22 protein-coding genes are annotated in these 20,438 nt (G+C 33.5%); 13 read left to right on the plus strand and 9 right to left on the minus strand.

Translation table 11 applies throughout. From position 1 onward, the window contains the following. Nucleotides 1-150 precede the first annotated feature (150 nt). The 3 genes from GQ46_RS00680 to GQ46_RS00690 are packed head-to-tail and all read left to right on the plus strand — an operon-like array spanning nt 151 to nt 2,518. Nucleotides 151-564, plus strand: coding sequence for a hypothetical protein (locus GQ46_RS00680; RefSeq protein WP_044397449.1), 414 nt, complete (start codon nt 151-153; stop codon nt 562-564). 8 nt (nt 565-572) lie between these two features. Further along, nucleotides 573-1,010 (plus strand): hypothetical protein, encoded by a 438-nt coding sequence (locus GQ46_RS00685; protein WP_044397450.1) that lies wholly within the window; start codon nt 573-575, stop codon nt 1,008-1,010. A gap of 47 nt (nt 1,011-1,057) precedes the next feature. Further along, nucleotides 1,058-2,518, plus strand: coding sequence for a hypothetical protein (locus tag GQ46_RS00690; protein ID WP_044397451.1), 1,461 nt, complete (start codon nt 1,058-1,060; stop codon nt 2,516-2,518). Nucleotides 2,519-2,744: 226 nt separating this feature from the next. Here the strand turns inward: GQ46_RS00690 and GQ46_RS00695 are convergent, their stop codons facing one another. The 9 genes from GQ46_RS00695 to GQ46_RS00735 form a co-directional block, all read right to left on the minus strand. After that, entirely contained in the window at nt 2,745-3,386 is a 642-nt protein-coding gene (locus tag GQ46_RS00695) for a hypothetical protein (RefSeq protein WP_044397452.1), read from the minus strand. A 54-nt stretch (nt 3,387-3,440) separates the two neighbouring features. Then, nucleotides 3,441-3,890 carry a hypothetical protein gene (locus GQ46_RS00700; protein ID WP_044397453.1) on the minus strand — a complete coding sequence of 150 codons (450 nt, stop codon included), beginning with the start codon at nt 3,888-3,890 and terminating at the stop codon, nt 3,441-3,443. A gap of 73 nt (nt 3,891-3,963) precedes the next feature. Next, nucleotides 3,964-4,416 (minus strand): Hsp20/alpha crystallin family protein, encoded by a 453-nt coding sequence (locus tag GQ46_RS00705; protein WP_044397455.1) that lies wholly within the window; start codon nt 4,414-4,416, stop codon nt 3,964-3,966. A 94-nt stretch (nt 4,417-4,510) separates the two neighbouring features. Continuing rightward, nucleotides 4,511-4,930, minus strand: a complete 420-nt coding sequence (locus GQ46_RS00710; protein WP_044397457.1) for a hypothetical protein — start codon at nt 4,928-4,930, stop codon at nt 4,511-4,513. A 13-nt stretch (nt 4,931-4,943) separates the two neighbouring features. Next, complete coding sequence (locus GQ46_RS00715) at nt 4,944-6,317, minus strand: MBL fold metallo-hydrolase RNA specificity domain-containing protein (protein ID WP_044397458.1); 1,374 nt, start codon at nt 6,315-6,317, stop codon at nt 4,944-4,946. 10 nt (nt 6,318-6,327) lie between these two features. Further along, nucleotides 6,328-7,170: an ATP cone domain-containing protein gene (locus tag GQ46_RS00720; RefSeq protein WP_044397459.1), complete on the minus strand. Its 843-nt coding sequence runs from the start codon at nt 7,168-7,170 to the stop codon at nt 6,328-6,330. Between the two features lie 72 nt (nt 7,171-7,242). After that, nucleotides 7,243-7,650: a hypothetical protein gene (locus tag GQ46_RS00725; protein WP_044397460.1), complete on the minus strand. Its 408-nt coding sequence runs from the start codon at nt 7,648-7,650 to the stop codon at nt 7,243-7,245. Between the two features lie 12 nt (nt 7,651-7,662). Next, on the minus strand, nt 7,663-8,517 hold the full coding sequence (locus tag GQ46_RS00730) for a universal stress protein (protein WP_044397461.1): 855 nt from the start codon (nt 8,515-8,517) through the stop codon (nt 7,663-7,665). Between the two features lie 71 nt (nt 8,518-8,588). Continuing rightward, nucleotides 8,589-9,419 carry a universal stress protein gene (locus tag GQ46_RS00735; RefSeq protein ID WP_044397462.1) on the minus strand — a complete coding sequence of 277 codons (831 nt, stop codon included), beginning with the start codon at nt 9,417-9,419 and terminating at the stop codon, nt 8,589-8,591. Between the two features lie 194 nt (nt 9,420-9,613). On the opposite strand from GQ46_RS00735, the gene GQ46_RS00740 reads away from it, so the two are divergent. From GQ46_RS00740 to GQ46_RS00785, 10 genes are all read left to right on the plus strand, one after another. Next, nucleotides 9,614-11,986: a heavy metal translocating P-type ATPase metal-binding domain-containing protein gene (locus GQ46_RS00740; protein WP_044397463.1), complete on the plus strand. Its 2,373-nt coding sequence runs from the start codon at nt 9,614-9,616 to the stop codon at nt 11,984-11,986. 79 nt (nt 11,987-12,065) lie between these two features. Beyond that, complete coding sequence (gene ccoS / locus GQ46_RS00745; protein WP_044397464.1) at nt 12,066-12,251, plus strand: cbb3-type cytochrome oxidase assembly protein CcoS; 186 nt, start codon at nt 12,066-12,068, stop codon at nt 12,249-12,251. 11 nt (nt 12,252-12,262) lie between these two features. After that, complete coding sequence (ccoN, locus tag GQ46_RS00750) at nt 12,263-14,458, plus strand: cytochrome-c oxidase, cbb3-type subunit I (RefSeq protein WP_044397465.1); 2,196 nt, start codon at nt 12,263-12,265, stop codon at nt 14,456-14,458. Nucleotides 14,459-14,464: 6 nt separating this feature from the next. Continuing rightward, entirely contained in the window at nt 14,465-14,650 is a 186-nt protein-coding gene (locus tag GQ46_RS00755; RefSeq protein ID WP_044397466.1) for a cytochrome c oxidase subunit IV, read from the plus strand. Nucleotides 14,651-14,735: 85 nt separating this feature from the next. Continuing rightward, nucleotides 14,736-15,689, plus strand: coding sequence for a cbb3-type cytochrome c oxidase N-terminal domain-containing protein (locus tag GQ46_RS00760; RefSeq protein WP_044397467.1), 954 nt, complete (start codon nt 14,736-14,738; stop codon nt 15,687-15,689). A gap of 25 nt (nt 15,690-15,714) precedes the next feature. Next, the gene (ccoG, locus tag GQ46_RS00765) at nt 15,715-17,139 is read left to right on the plus strand and encodes a cytochrome c oxidase accessory protein CcoG (protein WP_044397469.1); all 1,425 of its coding nucleotides are present in this window, start codon (nt 15,715-15,717) and stop codon (nt 17,137-17,139) included. A gap of 256 nt (nt 17,140-17,395) precedes the next feature. Continuing rightward, nucleotides 17,396-17,842 (plus strand): FixH family protein, encoded by a 447-nt coding sequence (locus GQ46_RS00770; RefSeq protein WP_044397470.1) that lies wholly within the window; start codon nt 17,396-17,398, stop codon nt 17,840-17,842. After that, entirely contained in the window at nt 17,843-18,544 is a 702-nt protein-coding gene (locus GQ46_RS00775) for a sulfite exporter TauE/SafE family protein (protein ID WP_044397471.1), read from the plus strand. It abuts the gene before it with no gap. A 13-nt stretch (nt 18,545-18,557) separates the two neighbouring features. Beyond that, nucleotides 18,558-19,799: a pyridoxal-dependent decarboxylase gene (locus tag GQ46_RS00780; RefSeq protein ID WP_044397472.1), complete on the plus strand. Its 1,242-nt coding sequence runs from the start codon at nt 18,558-18,560 to the stop codon at nt 19,797-19,799. 101 nt (nt 19,800-19,900) lie between these two features. Beyond that, nucleotides 19,901-20,320, plus strand: coding sequence for a CBS domain-containing protein (locus GQ46_RS00785; protein WP_044397473.1), 420 nt, complete (start codon nt 19,901-19,903; stop codon nt 20,318-20,320). The last annotated feature ends 118 nt before the right edge of the window (nt 20,321-20,438 follow it).

The raw sequence follows: 20,438 nt of genomic DNA on the forward strand, positions 1-20,438 counted from the left end.
TAAAAAATGCACGTTATACCGATGAATTAGAATTCCATGCAATTTCCTGAATAATTCTTAAAGTGTTGATTATAGGTGTTTTAGTTGTGGTATTTAGGTGAATTTAATTTTTGGCATTTCTATTGTCTTCTGTTTTTCAAACATATAGTAATGAAAAACAAAAATCTAGTTAATGACATTAAATTTTGGGTAGACCAAAATATAATCCATTGTAGCATACCTAATGGTTTTGAGGAGCATAGCCTTGAAGAGGACATTGAAGCTTTGTTTTTTAATGCCATTTCAACATTATCAAACGATAGATACATGCCTATTATGATAGATATACAGGCGGTAAATTTTTTGCTTTCTGTTAAATTATTTAAGCTTTTGTCAAGCAACGCTCTAATTAATACAGCAGTACTTTCGAAAACTTTTTTAGTTAATTCCTTTGTATTAAAAGCCTATCTATCGCTCTATAATTTTACAAACGACCCGATTGTTCCAAACGCAATATTTAATAATGATACTGCGGCAATGACGTATTGCGATCATAAAATAATGGTATTTAATGCATTAAGCTAACATTCAGTATGGAGAACTTAATTGAGATTGGATATGCGAAATTTTGGACTGATAATAATATTCTTTACTGCCAGTTTAATAATGACAGTCCTAAACTTAAATTAAAACCTGAAAGAGTAGCATTATATATCGATGCCATTACCAAATTATGCAAGGGTAAAGCGATGCCTTTTTTAATTGATTTAAGAAACTCTAGAGGGACCTATTGTTCGTCAGCTGCAAATTTATTTGCTAACTCACCAGCTTTAATTAAGCTTAGAATTTCTGAAGCATTTATACTCAACTCTATTGGAATAAAATTATTAATAATGTCTTATAAAAGACTTTATGATCCCAGGACTCCATTTTCGGTGTTTGAAAATATGGCAGAGGCAGAAGCGTATTGCAGAGAAATAAAAAACAATTTTTATCGAAGTAATAAAATAGAATTATCCAAACTCGCTTAATGGTACTTGTCATGGGCCTTAACAATTAAAGTAATATATTATATTATATGAAAAGTATTAATCATCAACTCATTATATATACAGTAGCAGCCTTTATTTGCTGTAACTATGGTGCCTTTTCTCAAGTGGGTATTGGAACAATGTCTCCAGATGCGTCATCAGCGCTTGACATTAACTCTACAATTGGCGGGATTTTAACACCTCGAATGACCACGGCTCAAAGAATGGCAATTTCAAACCCAGCGAATGGGTTGCTTGTTTTTGACATTTCAGAGAACGCGTTTTATTTTTATAAGGCGACATTGTGGACAAAAATGGATGCTGTTGTAAGAGATAACTATAAACTTATTAAGTCTATCGCAGATTTAAGTACAGAACTTACCGCGGGAGGAGGGGCTAAATATTTATTATCATCTAATACCTTATATGAAATAAATGGAACCATTTCGTTAGCGCACCCTATAGAACTAAATAACGCCTATTTAGTTGGAAAAGATGCCAATGAAGATAAATTGGTTAAATCGGGAGGGATTATGTTTACAGGAACAACAGGCGGGACCATAAAAACCTTAACACTCATTGCTTCGGGAGGCACTGTTTTTGGTTTAACAGGTAGTACCACTCAAAATATAATTTTTAGAGATTCTATAGTTGCCAATTCAGCATCAGTGGGTTCTGTAAGTGGCTTTGGCTTGGTGTTTTTTAGTGTTATTCAATATTCTGGAAATGCAAACGGCATTACCTATACTAATATTACCGATTTATTATTAAATAATGCTGCTTGGTCGATAAATAATTCCGGAACCTATGAGACGTTCACTGGTACTTTTGGATTAATTAAAAAGCAGGGGGGCTATTCTAAGATAGATGGTGCCAATATTGGGATTGATGTGAGTAGTAATCCAACAGTTAATATTGGAGTACTAACACAAACTACTTTTAGTGGTACCAGTACGCAATATGTGAAAAGATATACAACAGGTTCGTATGCTGGTTATAATTTTACTAACGCTTGGACCGTAAATTGTCCTGGAATCCCAGTAGAATCAGATCAGGTTTCAACGGGTAATATTTATTTTAATGGACCCATAACCTTTGGTTTTGTGCAAACCGTTACAAATAATAATCCATTTAATTTAGTTGGTAATAGTAACACTAATACAACTACCGCCGTAAATTTATTAAGAGTAGCTTCTCCTCAAGATAATAGAATAACCTATTTAGGAAAGAAAACAAGAACCTTTCAAATCAATGCGGCATTGTCTATTAGAGGAAACTCTGGTACGGGTGATTATTATGCTTTCTTCATTAGGAAAAATGGGAATACCACATTAACCGAAACAAATTCATTAATGCGAATCAATAGCAACACTGATATCTCAAGTAATTCCATTTCTGGTACAGTTGAGTTGGCACCAAATGAGTATATAGAAATTTGGGGACAACGGTTAACAGGTTCTGGCACGACTTCTATAACCGTATTTTCATTGAACTTAAATATTAAATAATAGCAATAGTATGACGGGCTTATTGGGAGGTAAGCTTTGTTTAAAACGCCTCTTTTTACCTGGTAAAGAGAGGTTTTTTTTTTAAACTAAATGACAAAGTAATTAATATACATAGGAAGACCTTAAAAATCTGGTAAAAAGCACGTCGAATATGTGATACGAACTCCAACTTGATGCTCAGGCTTTATATATGAAGACGATAGTTCTAGTGCCTAATAATCAAAAATTAATGTGATGTGCTTTTTGGAATCAACTGCTCTTTTTCTAAAGACTTAATGACTGCGTTTATATAATTATCTACTGTTTTTTTTGTGTCTTTCGGATCGATAATATCGTAGTAGCCAACCCAAATTAACGCTTTTTCATTGTCCTTTTTTAAATTATAAAGAGACGTTTCTATATGGTATACCTTATAGTTTTCATAATAATCATCATTAAAATAGAGGTCTTGACTTAATAAGTAATACGTTTTAAATTTTCTAAGATTATAATCTGTTTTTGAAGTTTCACTTACATAAGCTATTTTATCATCTACTCCTTTAACAGAAGAGACAATAACCGTATCGTAGCCTTTATTTAATAAGGTATCTATTTGGTTTTCTATTTCTATTTCGGTTTGCTTAGAATCTTTGAATGAAGATTCAAATACAATAGCGCTTTGAAGTGCTTTAATATTCCTTTTATAAAATTCATTTTTTAATTGTAATTCAAACGCATTTCTGGTTTCCAAATCTGGAGTTACACCAATGATTAATACGTTATTAGGATTAAATTCTTTATAGGCGGGATTCCTCCAGCTGTCTTTTAGTCTGGTAGTAGAGCAGCCTAACAGTAATACAAAAACTAAAAAAAGAGCGCTATATTTCATAGTCGTTTATATCTAAAGCGTTGCAGATTTTGCACATTATTTATTTGAATAATATTATCGTTTATCAAGTAGACGCTGTTGCTTCTCTTTTTTCATGACATCTTTTACAATACTGAAGAGTTGCGTTTTAACTTTTTTATAGTCATATAAATATTCGCTAACACTTGTTAGAAGCTGTCTGTGAAGTTTTTTATAGTGTTTCTCTTTCTTTACATCGTCAATACCATCAACCATAATTTCCAAGTCTTTTTCGTGATTTAAAACGGCTTCAATAAGTTCATTGTTTTTCTTTTGAGATCTATTTAAGGCGTCTACAATTTCTTTAGTGTCAGAGAAATCTTCAAAATCAATAATTTGTAGTGTATAAGTGGTAATTAAGTCTTGAAAAAACAAGTGTTCATCTTTTACGAATTGTAATTCTGAGAGCCATTTTTTTGAATTTTCATGCATGTCTTCTGCAGTGAGCCATTCAAAATATATATTTTCTGTTTTTGAAGTAATCATAAATTTTTATTTTTTTGACTAAAATAAAAAGCAGAAAGGAATTTATAATTTTTACTTTCTGCTTAGTATAAAATTAAGCAATTTGAACTATTTTTTTTGTTTGTAATTTTTCTGCTTCCTCTTTTTTCATAAGATCTAAATGAAGTATTCCATCTTTGTAAGTGGCCTTTACTTTCTGATCTAAATCAATGGTTTTTGGTAATGTTAAAGACCTTTTAAAAGAATTATAACTAAATTCTTTGCGTGTGTAGTCATTGTCTTTTTCTTCTTCTTTTGTGCTTTTTTCACCGTAAACATGAAGCACATTATCTTCAATCGTTACTTCAAAATCCTTTTTGTTAAATCCTGGAGCAGCAAATTCAATTTGAAAATCATTCGTGTTTTCTTTTACATTCATTGCAGGCATTAAACTGTCTTCTTCAAAAAAATCATTATTAAAGAAGTCATCTGAACCTAAAAAATCTTTTAAACTAGTATTACTCCATGGAAATAATCTGTTGGTGTTGTTGAATTTAATAAGTGACATAGTTTTTTTGTTTTGAGATTAAACTTATAATTATGACTCTAAAATAGTTATAGAAAATGTTTTTTAAAATGATAAATATCAGTTTGTTAGGTTATTATTTTGCAATAATAACACTTTGTAGATATTGTATTACATCTGCTTTTAAATTTGTTGCACTATCCATAAAATGGAGTATTTCTTTTTCTAAACGCTCATAGTCTTTAATGAAAAAGTCATCACAAACTAAATCTTCACATTCTCTTTTTTGATACAGAATCTTTGAAGTTTTGCTTATCTTATTTAATACTATGTTTTGAGTACTATTAATGTCATTTATGTCGGTTTTAAAAACAGATAGTATTTCGAATAAATTGATAACGTGTTCCTTGAAATGTGCAGTATCAATTACAAATAAGATAAAGTCTAATTCCTTTTTTAGTGACTTAATTCGCAGTTCGTAATTAAGTAAATTAAATATTAATTCATCTACCGTTTTAGTACTGTTATAACTTTTGTAGGGAAGTGACTTTTTCATTTTGATTTATTTTTTATTGAATTATTTTTTCAACATCACCAAGTTTTGGAATGGTTGCAGTCCAATCATAAACCGTCTTTATTTTAACTCTAAAGGCATCGAGTGCCGTGGGTTCTCCATGAACTAAAAACACTTTCTCTGGGGTGTTTTTTATAGCGCTCATCCAATTTAAAAGTTCTTGTTGATCTGCATGAGCCGAGAGACTATCAATACGCTTAATAGTCGCTTTTACTGGATAATATTTTCCAAAGAGTTTGATTTCATGAGCGCCATCATGTAATTGTCTACCCCGAGTCCCTTCGGCCTGATAACCAACGAGTAAAACGGTGGTTGACGGCTCATCAATAAGTTGTTTTAAATAGGTTAGAACACGGCCGCCAGTAACCATGCCGCTGCCTGCAATGATTATTTTTGAACGTTTATCGTCAATCGTATCCCAGGTTTCTTTATAAGATTGTACAATGGTAACATGATTACACATGGCTCTGTACTCAGTATCAGATAACTTGTGCCATTTTGGAAAACGATTAAAGACGTCTAAAACATTATTTCCCATGGGGCTATCTATAAAAATGGGAATGTTAGGGATTTTGTTTTTTTGATATAGTTTCCAAAGAATGTACATCAAGGTTTGTAAACGTTCAACTGCAAAACTTGGAATAATTAACTGTCCTTTTTTGTTAATCGTGTCTTTTATTAAATCAGAGAGCAGTGTTTCAATAGCTTCATCTGGATGTAATTTATTACCATAAGTACTTTCTATAAAAAGAACATCTGCTTTATCAGGTTTCTTAGGTGTCTCTAATAAATAATCCTGTTCTCGCCCTATATCACCTGAAAATACGAAGCGTTTTTCAAAAATATCCAGTTCTATAAAAGTGGCACCAATGATATGGCCATTATATTGAAAACGATAAGCTATGTTTTTAGATAATTGAATCCATGTATCTATTTCTTCCGCTTGAAAGAGTTTAATGGTGTTTTCGGCGTCTTTAATAGTATAAAAAGCTAAAGCGGGATGGTGTTTTGTGTACTTATCGGCGTTCGCTTTTTTAGCCTCTTCTTCCTGAATTTTAGCACTGTCTTTTAGTATAATTTCGCCAATAGCAAGCGTTGGGGCTGTTCCTATAATTTTTCCTTTAAACCCCTGTTTTAAGAGTCTTGGTAAATACCCCACGTGATCTAAATGACCGTGGGTAAGTAAAACAAGGTCTATTTCATTGACTTTAATGGGTAGATTATTCCAGTTTAACTCGCGTAATACTTTTAAACCTTGAAATAAACCACAATCGATTAAAATGTTTTTTTCTGAAGTTTCAATAAGAAATTTCGAACCTGTTACAGTACCCGAAGCTCCTAAAAAATGAACGTTTACGAACGGTTTCATATTAATTGTTTTATAAATTACAAAGCTGATTTATTTCGCTTAGTATTTTTTCTTTTCTTATTTCGGAAACGCCCAAGTGGTCTAAGTAGAACGCATCACCAATAAGTTCACGACAAAGCACTATTTCGCGACTTAATAGAAACTGTTTTTCTCTATTGGTTAATAAGGTAGATACCGTTATTGGGTATAGTCCTAATCGATCTATACGGTCTTTTAGTCCATTATTTTCTGGATAATCCCAACTTAATAGGTATAGGCCACAACAGGTTCCATATTGTAAAGCATCCTTTGTAAATCTAGTATTTGTGACCACCCAACCTTCAGTAAGGCTTGTGTTCTTTTTAGAACTAGATCTCCAATGGTCTTTAATGTCGTTATAGCGAGAATTGATGTATAAGGGTACTTTAACATTGCAATATTGTCCTTGATCTCCATGGAATTTACATTCTATAATAGTACTCTCGTTATTTTTAGTCGCAAGGACATCAATTTCGTGAGCGACACATTTGCCGTCTACTATTTTTCCAACTTGAGTGGTATAGCCTGAATATTTTAAAATGGCACTTACAAACCGTTCAAAAGGAAAACCTGTAGGGCCGAGTTCGTAAATTGCTTTTTTTAGTTTGTATTTTGATGCAAAGATTCGTTTCTTTTTTCGGAGTAAAGCGAACGCGCGATTGTATATTTCCTTAGTAGAAATCCCTTGGTACAACTCATCTCTAACGGTATCTATAATTTGGTTAACAGTCTGTTTGTCTGCTCCTGAACGTTTTAGTGAATTGCGCAGCTTTTCTAATGAAAATCTCACCTTTTCACCAGAATATTTTATGACGTCTATGTTTTCTGTATTCATTATAATAGATTTAAAAACTGCCAAAATCGAACTTGATTTTGGCAGTCACACTAACTAATAAAATGTCGATTTTTACATCGACTGGAAAAAATCTTTAACCAAAGCCTTTACCTGATTATCGGTCATACTGTCAACCTTTCTTAAACCCACTATTTTGCTGCCCAAATCTGCATAGTTTTCATGCAATTCTTTACTGAATTTTTCATTGGTTTGCGCTGGTCCAAAAAGAGCTAAGGCCTCGGTATCATTAATTTTAGAAACTATATTTTTAAAATAGTCTTTTAGCTGTTGCTTTTCTTTACCTAAATACGTGCTGTCTTGCACAACATCTTGTGGGCCACCTTTACCTTTGGAACCAGAGCCTCCTTTTACATGAAAATGATCCATGTTTGATGCCACTGTCGTGAGGGTTACCTTTTCGTTTTCTAGGGTTACAATCTTTGCGTGATCTTTATCTAACCAAATACCTGTTTTTTTCATCTTGAATATATTTTAATTTCTTAAATCATGCATAACTAGTACAGGAACCTTCATATTAAAATTCAATTCCTTTACCATTGGATGTGTAAGTACACTATCAAAAAAAGTGTGTTTTTTGTTTATAAAGGCGACCATATCACTAGGTCTACTTTCTACAAATAGATTTAAGGCGGTTTGAATAGAATGATTACTTAAGTTATGAAATGTCGTAGCTACTTCTTCAAAATAAGTTTCTAGCATTTTTTTTCGTTCCACCTGTTCTTCATTTAGTTTCCCATCTTTGGAAATATGTAAAACAGCAATAGTGGCCTCGCATTTTTTTGCGATGTCTACTAGATAATTTAATTCACGTTGCTTAAAATGTGTTTTGTAGCTTGTAGGGAATACTATTTCTTTAGGCAGTTTGTAAGTTGCGCTTTCTGGAACAACGATAACAGGACAATTACGTACCTTCTCCATTACATAAAGTGAGACACTACCAAAAGCTGATTTTCTTGAATTTGTTACACCTTTAGACCCCATCACAATAAGTTCAATATCTTTATCTTCAACGGTATCTTTTATGGCTTCTAATGGGTTATTGAAAGTTGAAATGGTGGTGAAATGATGTTTTGGGTTATTAAATGCTTTTAACGCAATTTTATCGAGAACTTGGGCTAAGCCCGTTTCAGAATTTTCTTGAGCCAATTCATACAATTCACTTCCAGGCTCCATGTTTATAAGACTATCTATAATATTACTGGTTGCAGAAAAGACATTGAGTATAAAAAAATCGCAGGAATCCGCTTTATATAATTCCATGGCATAAAGCATAGCATGCCAGGCATTGTTCGAAAAATCTGTAGGGAGTAGTATTCTTCTTTTCATGATATGTTTTTATTTTGACAACGTAGTAAAGTTAGCAGGACTTCAAATCTTTAGCAATGATATTTATCAGCTTAGGCCGGAATCACTAAAAAAGGAATAATAGGATGAAACCCTATTTTTTTTACAACTGGCTCATTAATTATTTTCTCGATAAAACTGTGTTCATAATTTACCATTACCAATAGGTTAATATTCAAATCTGTAATGAATTCATTAATGGCACTAGCTTTTTTAGTGTACTTAGGAAGCCAATGAAAACTGTGCTCGTACTGTTTTAAATAGTCGTGTAACATGTCTTTATTATATGTTTGAACACTTGTTAAATGGTCTTCAGTATTGATGTGTATTACCTTGATCTTAGAATTGTAAAGGCTGCTCATCGCTCTTAACGGATCTAATTCGATGTTACTATAATAACGATTAAAACCTGTTGGAAAGGCTATTTCCTTTGGAATAACAAAATCGAATTCATCGGGTACCACTAGAACAGGACAGTCTTTGATTTTACTTATAATGTGTACGGTATTGCTTCCAAAAAACACCTCTTTGGCTCCTGTGGCGCCCTTGGTTCCCATGACTACAAGGTCTATGTCATGTAACCGAATGCTATCATTAATAGCCGCTTCTAAATCTTTCTCATGTGCAATAATTTCAAACGTATGGTTTGTATTAGCATTGGCAACTCTGGCCATTTTTTTTAGATTGGTAAGTTCTTGTAACGCTTCGGCTCTTAAGGTCTCTATATATTTATTTGTAATATAAGATCTGGTTGCCGATGCTTTAAATTTTGTGGAATTTAAAAAGTAGAATGTACAGACTTCGTTAGTATAAAGCTTTAAAGCATAAACAGCAGCACTCCAGGCATTGTCCGAAAAATCAGTAGGTAATAGTATGTGTTTCATTTTAAATATTTTAAATCTATTTTATAATACATAAAGGGTGTTAATTGATGTTATAAAATTAATGGAGAGAGAGCCTTTTAACTATGATAATTATCAGTACTACGAAAACAGGAATGTGTCATAAACATGATAATTATCATGTTATAAAACACGGTGTTGTGATAGGTTTGCTCCAGGTATAAAAGAGCAAATGTATGAAGCAAAATAAATGCTTTCATTGTGGTGACCCGTGTGACCAAGAGACTATTGTAGTAGACGATAAATCATTCTGTTGTAATGGCTGTAAAACGGTGTTCGAGATTTTTTCTGAAAGTGATCTCACGTGTTATTATGATTTACAAGGGTCTCCAGGCGCTATTCCGAAAGAAATAGGAGGGAAGTATGATTTTTTAAATCAGCAGAATATTATAGATAAGTTGTTAGAGTTTAATGAAGATAATACTCAGATTGTAACACTTTACATACCACATATTCATTGCAGTTCTTGCATTTGGATTCTTGAAAATTTAAATAAACTAAAGACATCTATCTCATCATCTCAAGTTGATTTCGGAAAGAAAACCGTGCATATTACCTACAACTCGAAACACGACTCCCTTAAAGAAGTTGTTCTTTTGTTAAGTGCTATTGGCTATGAGCCCTATATTAGTTTAGACGATTTTTCGGCAGGCAAAAAACAGATTGATAGAAGTTTAATTTATAAACTTGGAATTGCTGGTTTCGCTTTTGGGAATATTATGTTTTTGTCTTTTCCAGAGTATTTTCAAGTCGATGGTTTTTGGATTGAACAATACAAACCGTTGTTTAGAATATTAATGTTCGTCTTTTCATTACCCGTAGTTTTTTACGCTGCGCAGGACTATTTTATCTCAGCTTATAAAGGTTTACGCTCTAAAGTATTAAACATAGATGTCCCCATTGCATTAGGTGTTAGCGTGTTGTTTTTAAGAAGTACTATTGATGTTTTTTTTGATTTAGGATCTGGTTTTTTTGATAGTCTTACCGGTCTGGTTTTTTTCTTATTGCTTGGGAAATTCTTTCAGCAGAAAACATACGCATTCCTTTCCTTTGAACGTGATTACAAATCCTATTTTCCAATTGCTGTAACCCATATTTCAGCGGAAGGAAAAGAAACGCCTATTCAAGTGTATGACATTAAAAAAGGCGATCGTTTATTAATTAGAAACGAAGAGCTTATTCCTGTTGATGGTATTCTAATAAATGGAAATGCAAGAATAGATTATAGTTTTGTTACTGGAGAATCTAAAAATATAAGTCGGACTTCAGGAGACAAACTCTATGCAGGTGGAAAGCAAACCGCAGGCATCATTGAAATGGAGGTTTTAAAATCTGTAGAGCAGAGTTATTTAACCCAGTTGTGGAGTAACGCTATTTTTAGCAAAAACAAAGAAACAGCGTTTAGCTCAATCACCAACGCCATTAGTAGGCGCTTTACTATTTTTGTCTTGTCTGTTGCTTTTATAGCCACTACTTTTTGGTTGGTCTACGATGCTTCAAAAGCGTTAAACGTCTTTACTGCAGTATTAATAATCGCTTGTCCTTGTGCCATTGCCTTATCGGCGCCATTTACTTTAGGGAATGTATTGCGTCGCTTTGGAAAAACAAAATTCTATCTTAAAAGTGCCAGTGTTATTGAGCAATTAGCAGCGGTAGATACTATTATTTTTGATAAAACGGGCACCATCACTTCTAATAAAAACAGTACAGCGACTTATGAAGGTGAACGCCTTTCTAAGGATGAAGAAGACCTTTTAACAAATACGCTTAGAGCGTCAAACCATCCTTTAAGCCGATCGCTTTATGCTATTTTAGAGCGAAATAATATTTTTACACTAGACCATTTTAGAGAGCATCTAGGAAAGGGTATCGAAGGTGAAGTCAACCAAAAAAGTATCAAAATTGGTTCTGCAAATTTTGTAGGTATTACAGAAACAGCGGTTTTAAATACGTCTGTTCATGTGAGTACAAACAATAAGTACAAAGGGAAATTTACGTTTTATAATAGTTATAGAAAAGGGGTGTCTAAACTCTTTAATAAACTTAAAAAACACTATGATTTAGTTATTCTTTCTGGCGATAATGAAGGCGAATTAGAAAATTTGAAGAAGTTGTTACCGGTAAAGACAAAATTATTATTCAACCAAAAACCAGAAGACAAACTAGAGTATATAAAATACCATCAAACAGAAGGTGCAAAAATTTTAATGATAGGAGATGGATTAAATGATGCAGGCGCGTTGGCACAAAGTGATGTGGGTATTTCAGTTTCAGAAAATGTAAATGTCTTTTCGCCAGCTTGTGATGCTATTTTAGATGCATCACAATTCAGACAATTATACCAGTACATAAAAGTGTCAAAACAAGCCATTACCATTATTAAATGGAGTTTTGGTTTGTCATTCATTTATAATATTATAGGATTGTATTTCGCAGTAACCGGTCAGTTATCGCCAGTAATAGCTGCAATACTAATGCCTTTAAGTTCAATAAGTGTTGTGGTTTTCACCACGCTTGCAACCAATTTTATAGGACGAAAAATTAAGTGATAAAATAGTAAGAACATGATATATATCATGTACTAAAAAAACACAGACAACTACTTTTGAACCATAACTTCTAATAGGTATGAGTGTTATATATATATTATTAACGATAAGTATTATTATCGCCATTGTGTTCTTTTTTGCCTTTATCATGGCTGTAAAAAAAGGACAATATGATGATAGTTACACGCCTTCTGTTAGAATGCTTTTTGAAGATGAACTAGTAAAAGAGGACCCTAAAAAAGCGAAACAATCTAAAAAAGACTAATTATAATTACAATGGAAGTACAACAGTTTTATTACGATAACAAAATCGTTAAACAATTCATTTATGCTACAATGCTTTGGGGAGTTGTAGGTATGTTAGTAGGATTACTATTGGCATTTATGTTTCTTTTCCCAAATCTTACAGACGGTATTTCGTGGTTAAGTTTTGGGCGTTTAAGACCCTTACATACTAACGCCGTTATTTTTGCCTTTGTAGGAAATGCTATTTTTGCAGGGGTCTATTATTCTACACAGCGGTTACTTAAAGCGCGAATGTTTAATGATGCATTAAGCAAAATTAATTTTTGGGGATGGCAGTTAATCATCGTAGGAGCAGCGATCACTTTACCTTTAGGCTATACAAGTTCTAAAGAATATGCAGAATTAGAATGGCCGTTTGATATCGCTATTGCTGTTATTTGGGTGGTTTTTGGATGGAACCTAATTGGTACTATTCTTAAACGAAGACAGCGTCACTTGTATGTTGCGATTTGGTTCTATTTAGCAACATTCGTTACTGTAGCAGTACTTCATATTTTTAATAGTTTAGAAATGCCCGTTAGTGCATTTAAAAGTTACTCTGTTTATGCAGGGGTGCAAGATGCATTAGTACAATGGTGGTATGGTCATAATGCAGTCGCTTTCTTTTTAACCACACCGTTTTTAGGGTTGATGTATTATTTTATACCTAAAGCGGCTAATAGGCCCATTTATTCATACAGATTATCTATCGTCCACTTTTGGTCACTAATCTTTATATATATTTGGGCAGGACCACACCACTTGTTATATACAGCCCTTCCGGGATGGGCACAAAATTTAGGTGTTGCTTTTTCTATAATGCTTTTAATGCCTTCTTGGGGAGGAATGATAAATGGACTGCTGACACTTCGAGGTGCCTGGGATAAAGTAAGAGTAGATCCCGTTTTAAAATTTATGGTTGTGGCTATTACTGGTTATGGAATGGCTACGTTTGAAGGGCCAATGCTTTCATTAAAAAATGTGAATGCCATTGCGCATTATACAGATTGGATTATTGCTCACGTTCACGTTGGTGCCTTAGCATGGAATGGGTTTTTGACCTTCGGAATGATTTACTGGTTAGTCCCAAGATTGTTTAAAACCAAGCTATATTCTCTTGGTTTAGCAAACCTCCACTTTTGGATAGGAACATTAGGAATTATTATGTACGCGTTACCCATGTATGTTGCTGGTTTTACCCAAGCGAGTATGTGGAAACAATTTAATCCAGACGGAACATTGGTTTATGGGAACTTTTTAGAAACGGTTTCTGAAATTATGCCTATGTATTGGATGCGCGCTATTGGAGGAACACTATTTCTTATTGGAATGTTGATTTTATGTTATAATATTATTGTAACTATTGTAAAATCTAAGGTTACCGTTTCTGATGAGTTAGCCGAAGCACCAGCACTTCAAAATGTGTCTAAAAAACGTGTCGCTGGTGAAGGCTGGCACACTTGGTTAGAACGTAAGCCTGTTAAATTAACCATTTTCGCTACGATAGCTATTCTAATTGGTGGTGTAATACAAATTGTTCCAACCATAATGATAGACTCTAATATTCCAACCATTAGTAGCGTAAAGCCTTATACCCCTTTAGAGTTGGAGGGTCGAGATCTATATATTAGAGAAGGTTGCGTAAGCTGTCACTCGCAAATGATAAGACCGTTTAGGAGTGAGGTCGAGCGTTATGGCGAATATTCTAAAGCAGGAGAATATGTTTATGATCATCCATTTCTTTGGGGAAGTAAACGAACAGGACCAGATTTACATCGTATCGGCGGAAAGTACTCAGACAACTGGCATTTAAACCATTTGTACGACCCTCAGAGCACGTCTAGTGGTTCTATTATGCCTGCCTATCAATGGATTGTTAGAGATGCATTAGATAAGTCGCTTACCGAAACGAAAATGAAAGCCATGGTGTCACTTGGTGTTCCTTATACCGAAGAAGAAATAAAAAATGCACAGCAACATATGCTGGAGCAAGGTACTCAGATAGAAAAAAACTTATATTCAGATCCCGATTTTGCGAATACCTACGAAGCCGATAAAAAGAGTAGTGGTGCCGATTTTGTCGAAATGCGAAACCGTGAAATCGTAGCGCTTATTGCCTATTTACAGCGTTTAGGAACAGATATTAAAGTCGATGATTTACAAGAACAAGCAGCAATTCAAAACTAAGAAATCATGTTAAAATTTGTAAAAAACTATATGGATAGCATTCCAGGTATTGAAATTTATCCTTTAATCTCCTTACTTATTTTCTTCACCTTTTTTGCAGGCCTTTTTTGGTGGGTAATCACTGCTAAAAAAGAGTATATAAATAAAGTAAGCAACTTACCATTAGATAACCAAAAGGATACAGAGCTATGAAACCGACTCATAAAAATTTGAATCCTTACACTGTCATTACTGAAGGTTATAGTTGTCCGTTTAAAAATATTAAAAAAGATATCAAATGAAAAATTTTATACCCTCTTGGTTAAGAGTCCTTGTCTTATTTTTTACTGTCTTCGGACTTATTGAGTATTTCGTTGATTCCGGAAACGAACCAGCCTTTTTAAAATACCCATTAATAATGTTGTATTTATTACTGGTGTTATTATTTCTTATTGGCGTTGAAGCTATCATCGATGCACTTGAAAACATATTGTTTAAAAGTTTAACAGAAACCCAACAACAAAGTTATCTGGCAAAGCAAAATCAGCCTTCAAAAGTTGTTGTTGCGATACAAACTACTTATAAAAAATTATTAGGCTCAAAACCAATAGAAGAAGAACATGAAATTATTCTAGATCATAATTATGATGGGATAAAGGAGTTAGATAACGACTTACCGCCTTGGTGGCTATACGGGTTTTATGCCTCAATTATTTTTGCATTTGTATACATGTTCAGGTATCATGTTTTTAATGGTGATGATCAATATGCTGAATTAGAAACAGAATATGCAGAGGCTGAAATAGCTATTGAAGAGTACAAAAAAACAGCAAAAAATTTAGTCGATTTTAGAACCGTAACGGTATTGACCGATGCGTTAGACTTAAATAACGGTAAAGCGCTTTTTAACGAAAACTGTATTCCTTGTCATATGGCAGACGGAGGTGGTGGTATTGGACCAAACTTAACCGATAAGTACTGGATTCTTGGCGGCGGAATAAAAAATGTGTTTAAAACCATTTCTGAGGGAGGGCGTTCCGGAAAAGGGATGATTGCCTGGAAACAAAATTTGAAAGCAGCAGAGATGGCTCAAGTTGCCAGCTATGTGCTCACTTTAGAAGGCTCAACTCCAGCAAACCCAAAAGAAGCAGAAGGAGATATCTGGGTAAGTGAGAATGCTCCCATGGAAGCCATTCCAACAGAAAAGATAGAAGTAAAAACAGATTCAATAATAGTTATTGAAGGTAACTAGACCTTAGAAAAACAAAGACTTAATGATGGAAACCCCCGAAAACGAAGTGTTTAGAGATACTATCGGAACGATAAATGAAGAAGGCAAACGTGCTTGGGTATTTCCTAAAATACCTAGTGGTAAATTTTATAAGTATCGTAAAATAGTAAGTTATTTTCTATTACTATTTTTAGTTGCTGCACCTTTTGTGAAAATCAATGGGAATCAATTTTTACTGTTTAATATCTTAGAAAGACGTTTTAATATTTTTGGATTTCCATTTTGGCCACAAGATTTTCATTTGTTCGTTATTTCAATGCTTATTGGTGTCATATTTGTCGCGTTGTTCACCGTTGCTTTTGGGCGTATTTTTTGTGGATGGATTTGTCCACAAACTATTTTTATGGAAATGGTTTTCCGCAGAATTGAATTTTGGATTGATGGCGATAGAAACAAACAACGCAGGTTAGATAGACAGAAATGGGATGCCGAAAAAATTAGAAAACGTGTTCTAAAATGGTCTATTTTCTTAATTATTTCCTTTTTGATTGCTAATGTGTTTTTAGCCTATTTAATAGGAAGCGATACCTTAATTCGCTACGTAATAGATGGCCCTTTTAAACATGTAAGCACCCTTTTTTCACTCATTATATTTACAGCAGTCTTTTATTTTGTATTTGCATGGTTTAGAGAGCAAGTTTGCATTATAGCTTGTCCTTATGGAAGATTACAAGGGGTGCTGTTAGATAATAAATCTATCGTTGTCGCGTATGATCACAAACGAGGTGAAGCAGAAAATGGAAGAAAATCCTTTAGGAAAAATGAAGATAGGGAAGCCTTAGGTTATGGTGATTGTATTGATTGTTTTCAGTGTGTGCATGTTTGTCCTACGGGTATAGATATACGTAATGGAACACAATTAGAATGTGTAAACTGTACGGCATGTATTGATGAATGTGATCACATTATGGAGAGCGTTAATCTCCCTAAAGGGTTAATACGTTACGCTAGTGAAGCTAATATTGAAAAGAAAGAAAAATTTAAACTTACGCCTAGACTTAAAGGCTACATCGCTGTATTGATTATTCTTATGGGGGTTTTTCTGGGAATGTTAACTCTAAGAAATGACGTTGAAGCACGTGTTTTGAGATTGCCCGGTCAGTTATATGAACATAAAGATGGTGATATTATTAGTAATGTGTTTACCTACAAACTAGTGAATAAAACCAATGATGCTATTGATAATGTGAGTTTTAAACTAAGGAAGTACAAGGGTACTATAAAATTAGTCTCTACAAAAGATGACTTTATTGTACCAGAACAAGGTATTGCTGAAGGGACTTTATTTATAGAAATTGAAAAAAGCGAACTTAAAGGAGATAAAAACAAACTAATGATTGAAGTCTACAGTCATGATAGAATAATTGAAACGACTACCGTTAACTTTTTAGGACCTAGAAGTTATAAATAAATTGACTATAGTTAAGCATGTAGTTCTGGAGCCTCGAGAGGCGCTGCTTATTGTAATAAATAAGAGGCTATATAAAAAGTCTTGTGATATCAATTTGTCAGGTTGAGCCTGTCGAAACCAGTGTTGTCTGTCACTAGATTAGAATATTTAAACAGGCGCAATATAACAATGAACGCGTCGTTTTAGACAGTTTCAATAAAAAAATAAGAGTAATATGATTTCCATTGTCGTGGAAATCACAAAATAAAATAGAGTGATGAGATTTAATTGGGGAACAGGAATTGTTATTGCATTCGTATTATTTATAAGCTTTATCATGTATTTTGTTATTAACATGAATATCAATAAAAAATACGATCATGATTTGGTAGTAGAAGATTATTATGCACAAGAACTCCTTTACCAAAATGATATTAATAAAGAGGAAAATGCTAAAAATTTATCACAAAATTTAAGTTTAGAACAAACAGAAGAGGGGTTGTTAATCAAGTTCCCAGAGACTTTAGAACTAGCTGAAATTTCAGGTAAAATGTTCCTATATAGACCATCTAATAAACAATTTGACTTTGAAATTGATATTTCATTGTCAGACTACCATTTGCTCATACCTGACAAACGTTTATTAGATGGTCGTTGGAACATTAAAATTGATTGGAAACACAAAGGACAAGACTATTTATATAAAACTAAAATCAGCTATTAAATGCTATTCTCTGCGGTCATATTAGGTTTATTGGGGAGCTTCCATTGTGTTGGGATGTGTGGACCAATAGCCTTTATGTTGCCAGTAGATCGCTCAAACTCACTTAGAAAAGTCACTCAAATTGGTTTGTACCATTTTGGACGATTGCTGGCTTATAGTAGTATTGGATTCTTTTTTGGCTTAGTAGGGAAGAGTCTATATATTTTTGGATTACAACAAAAACTCTCAATTGTTATAGGTGCTTTAATGATTGTCGTGGTGCTAATGCCGCATAAAATCGTTGGCAAATACAATTTTTCCAAACCTATTTATATAATTATTTCCAAAGTAAAATCAGCTTTAGGGAGTGCGTTAAAAAAGAAAACCAATGACACCTTTTTAACCATTGGTTTTTTAAATGGCTTTTTACCTTGTGGGTTGGTTTATATGGCTGTTTTTGGAGCTATTGCTTCAGGGAACATACTTAATGGGAGTTTATATATGTTTCTATTTGGCTTGGGTACAATACCGCTAATGACTACTGCTATTTATTTAGGTAAGTTTTTAAATGCAACTATAAAGCAGCGCATTCAAAAGGCTATTCCAGTATTTGTAATCGTCATTGGGCTATTATTTATTCTTCGTGGAATGGGATTAGGAATCCCTTATATTTCTCCAGCGCCAGTTGTGGAAATGGCTTCTAGCGCTATTGATTGCCATTAAAATTTAAATAAGAATGAAATATTGGTTTAAAAAAACGCAAGAAGAGCTTAAGACTATAGTTTTTAATGCACTAAATAACAATGCAAATTATACTACTCAAAACATATTAGGCATTCCAGCGTCCCATTTAAATGAAGACGTATTTCCTCTGGATGCTGCTTTTCTTAAAGAGGCTCCATTCATGACGTCGTTGGTGAAAAATCCAAATCATATTGGTTGCCATACTTTAAATAAGTCTGAAGGTTATTTTTCAGGCACTCAAGAAATTGAAAAAGAATTAATAGCGCTCTGTGCTGTAGATATTTTAAAAGGAAAACCACTAGAACACGATGGTTATGTTGCCTCTGGTGGTACAGAAGCTAATATTCAAGCTATTTGGACTTACAGAAATTATTTTATGCAGGAGCATCAGGCAACACTAGATGAGATTTGTATTGTTTGTAGTGAAGACAGCCATTATTCTATGGATAAATCGAGTAATTTACTTTGCATTTCAAATATTAAAATTCCAAATGCAGTAGAGGATAGATCACTTTCTAAAGCAGATATTTTAGCACAAGTAACGGCTGCAAAATCTTCAGGCAAAAAATATTTTATTGTTATCGTGAATATGATGACGACGATGTTTGGAACCGTGGACGATATCGATTTATATGTTGAAAGCTTGAAGGCTGTAAACGTAGATTTTAAGATCCATGTGGATGGTGCTTTTGGCGGTTTTTATTATCCGTTTTCAAATGAAGAAAACACACTCAACTTTAGTAATAAATATGTTACTTCTTTTACCCTAGATGCTCATAAAATGGCGCAAGCACCTTATGGAACCGGTGTTTTTTTAATAAAAAAAGGGTTTATGAAGTATGTTAATACGGAGGAAGCCAGCTATGTTGTTGGGCAAGATTCCACCTTAATAGGCAGTCGCTCTGGTGCTAATGCCATTGCTGTTTGGATGATTTTAATGAAAATGGGGCCTTTTGGATGGTTTGAAAGAATTCACATCTTGAAACAGCGTACACATTGGCTATGCAAGCAATTGGACGATTTGGCTATAGCTTATTATCATTTTCCAACGTCGAATATTGTGACGATAAAAAGTGCGTTTATAAACGCTGAAATTGCTAAAAAATTCGGACTTGTGCCAGACAACCATTTAAATCCGAAATGGTTTAAAATTGTGGTCATGAGTCATGTAACTATCGAGAAATTAATGCTGTTAATTCAGGCTTTTAAGCACGGGGTTATTCCTAAAGTATAAATCTTTTTTTTTATTAGTTTTTTATTCTGGTTTATGATTTTCGTCATGGTCTTAATCAGCTCCTACAACTATCTTTACTATAGAATTTAAAACCAAAAATGATGAAGAAAAGAACACCAGTTTCAGCAATAATGACCAAAGATGTTATTACATTAAATCACTCAGATAACTTAGAAACTGCCGAAGGATTATTTAAAAAAAATAATATTCGCCATATTCCTGTAGTCTCTGGAGACGAAATTATTGGAATATTAAGTTACACAGATTTATTAAGAATAAGCTTTGCAGATGCTGTTGACGATGAGCAAGAAGATGTCGATACTGTAGTCTATAATATGTTTACTATAGAGCAGGTTATGGCAAAAAACTTAGTAAGTGTAAATTCAAATACAACGATTAAGGAAGTCGCCGAAATTTTAGCAAAAGAAGAGTTTCACGCGTTACCTGTAGTCGATAATAAAAAATTAGTTGGCATTGTAACGACTACAGATTTAATAAATTACTTGATAGAACAGTTTTAGTTTAAGACCACTACCATTAAAATTATAAAGCGTCTAAACGGTACTGTTTAGGCGCTTTTTTATGGATTCCTAATTGTTTATCGTTATGCGTTATATAGGGAGAGTATTGCGTGGCCTA

It is taken from the genome of Lacinutrix sp. Hel_I_90 (assembly GCF_000934685.1).
Lineage (GTDB): Bacteria > Bacteroidota > Bacteroidia > Flavobacteriales > Flavobacteriaceae > Lacinutrix.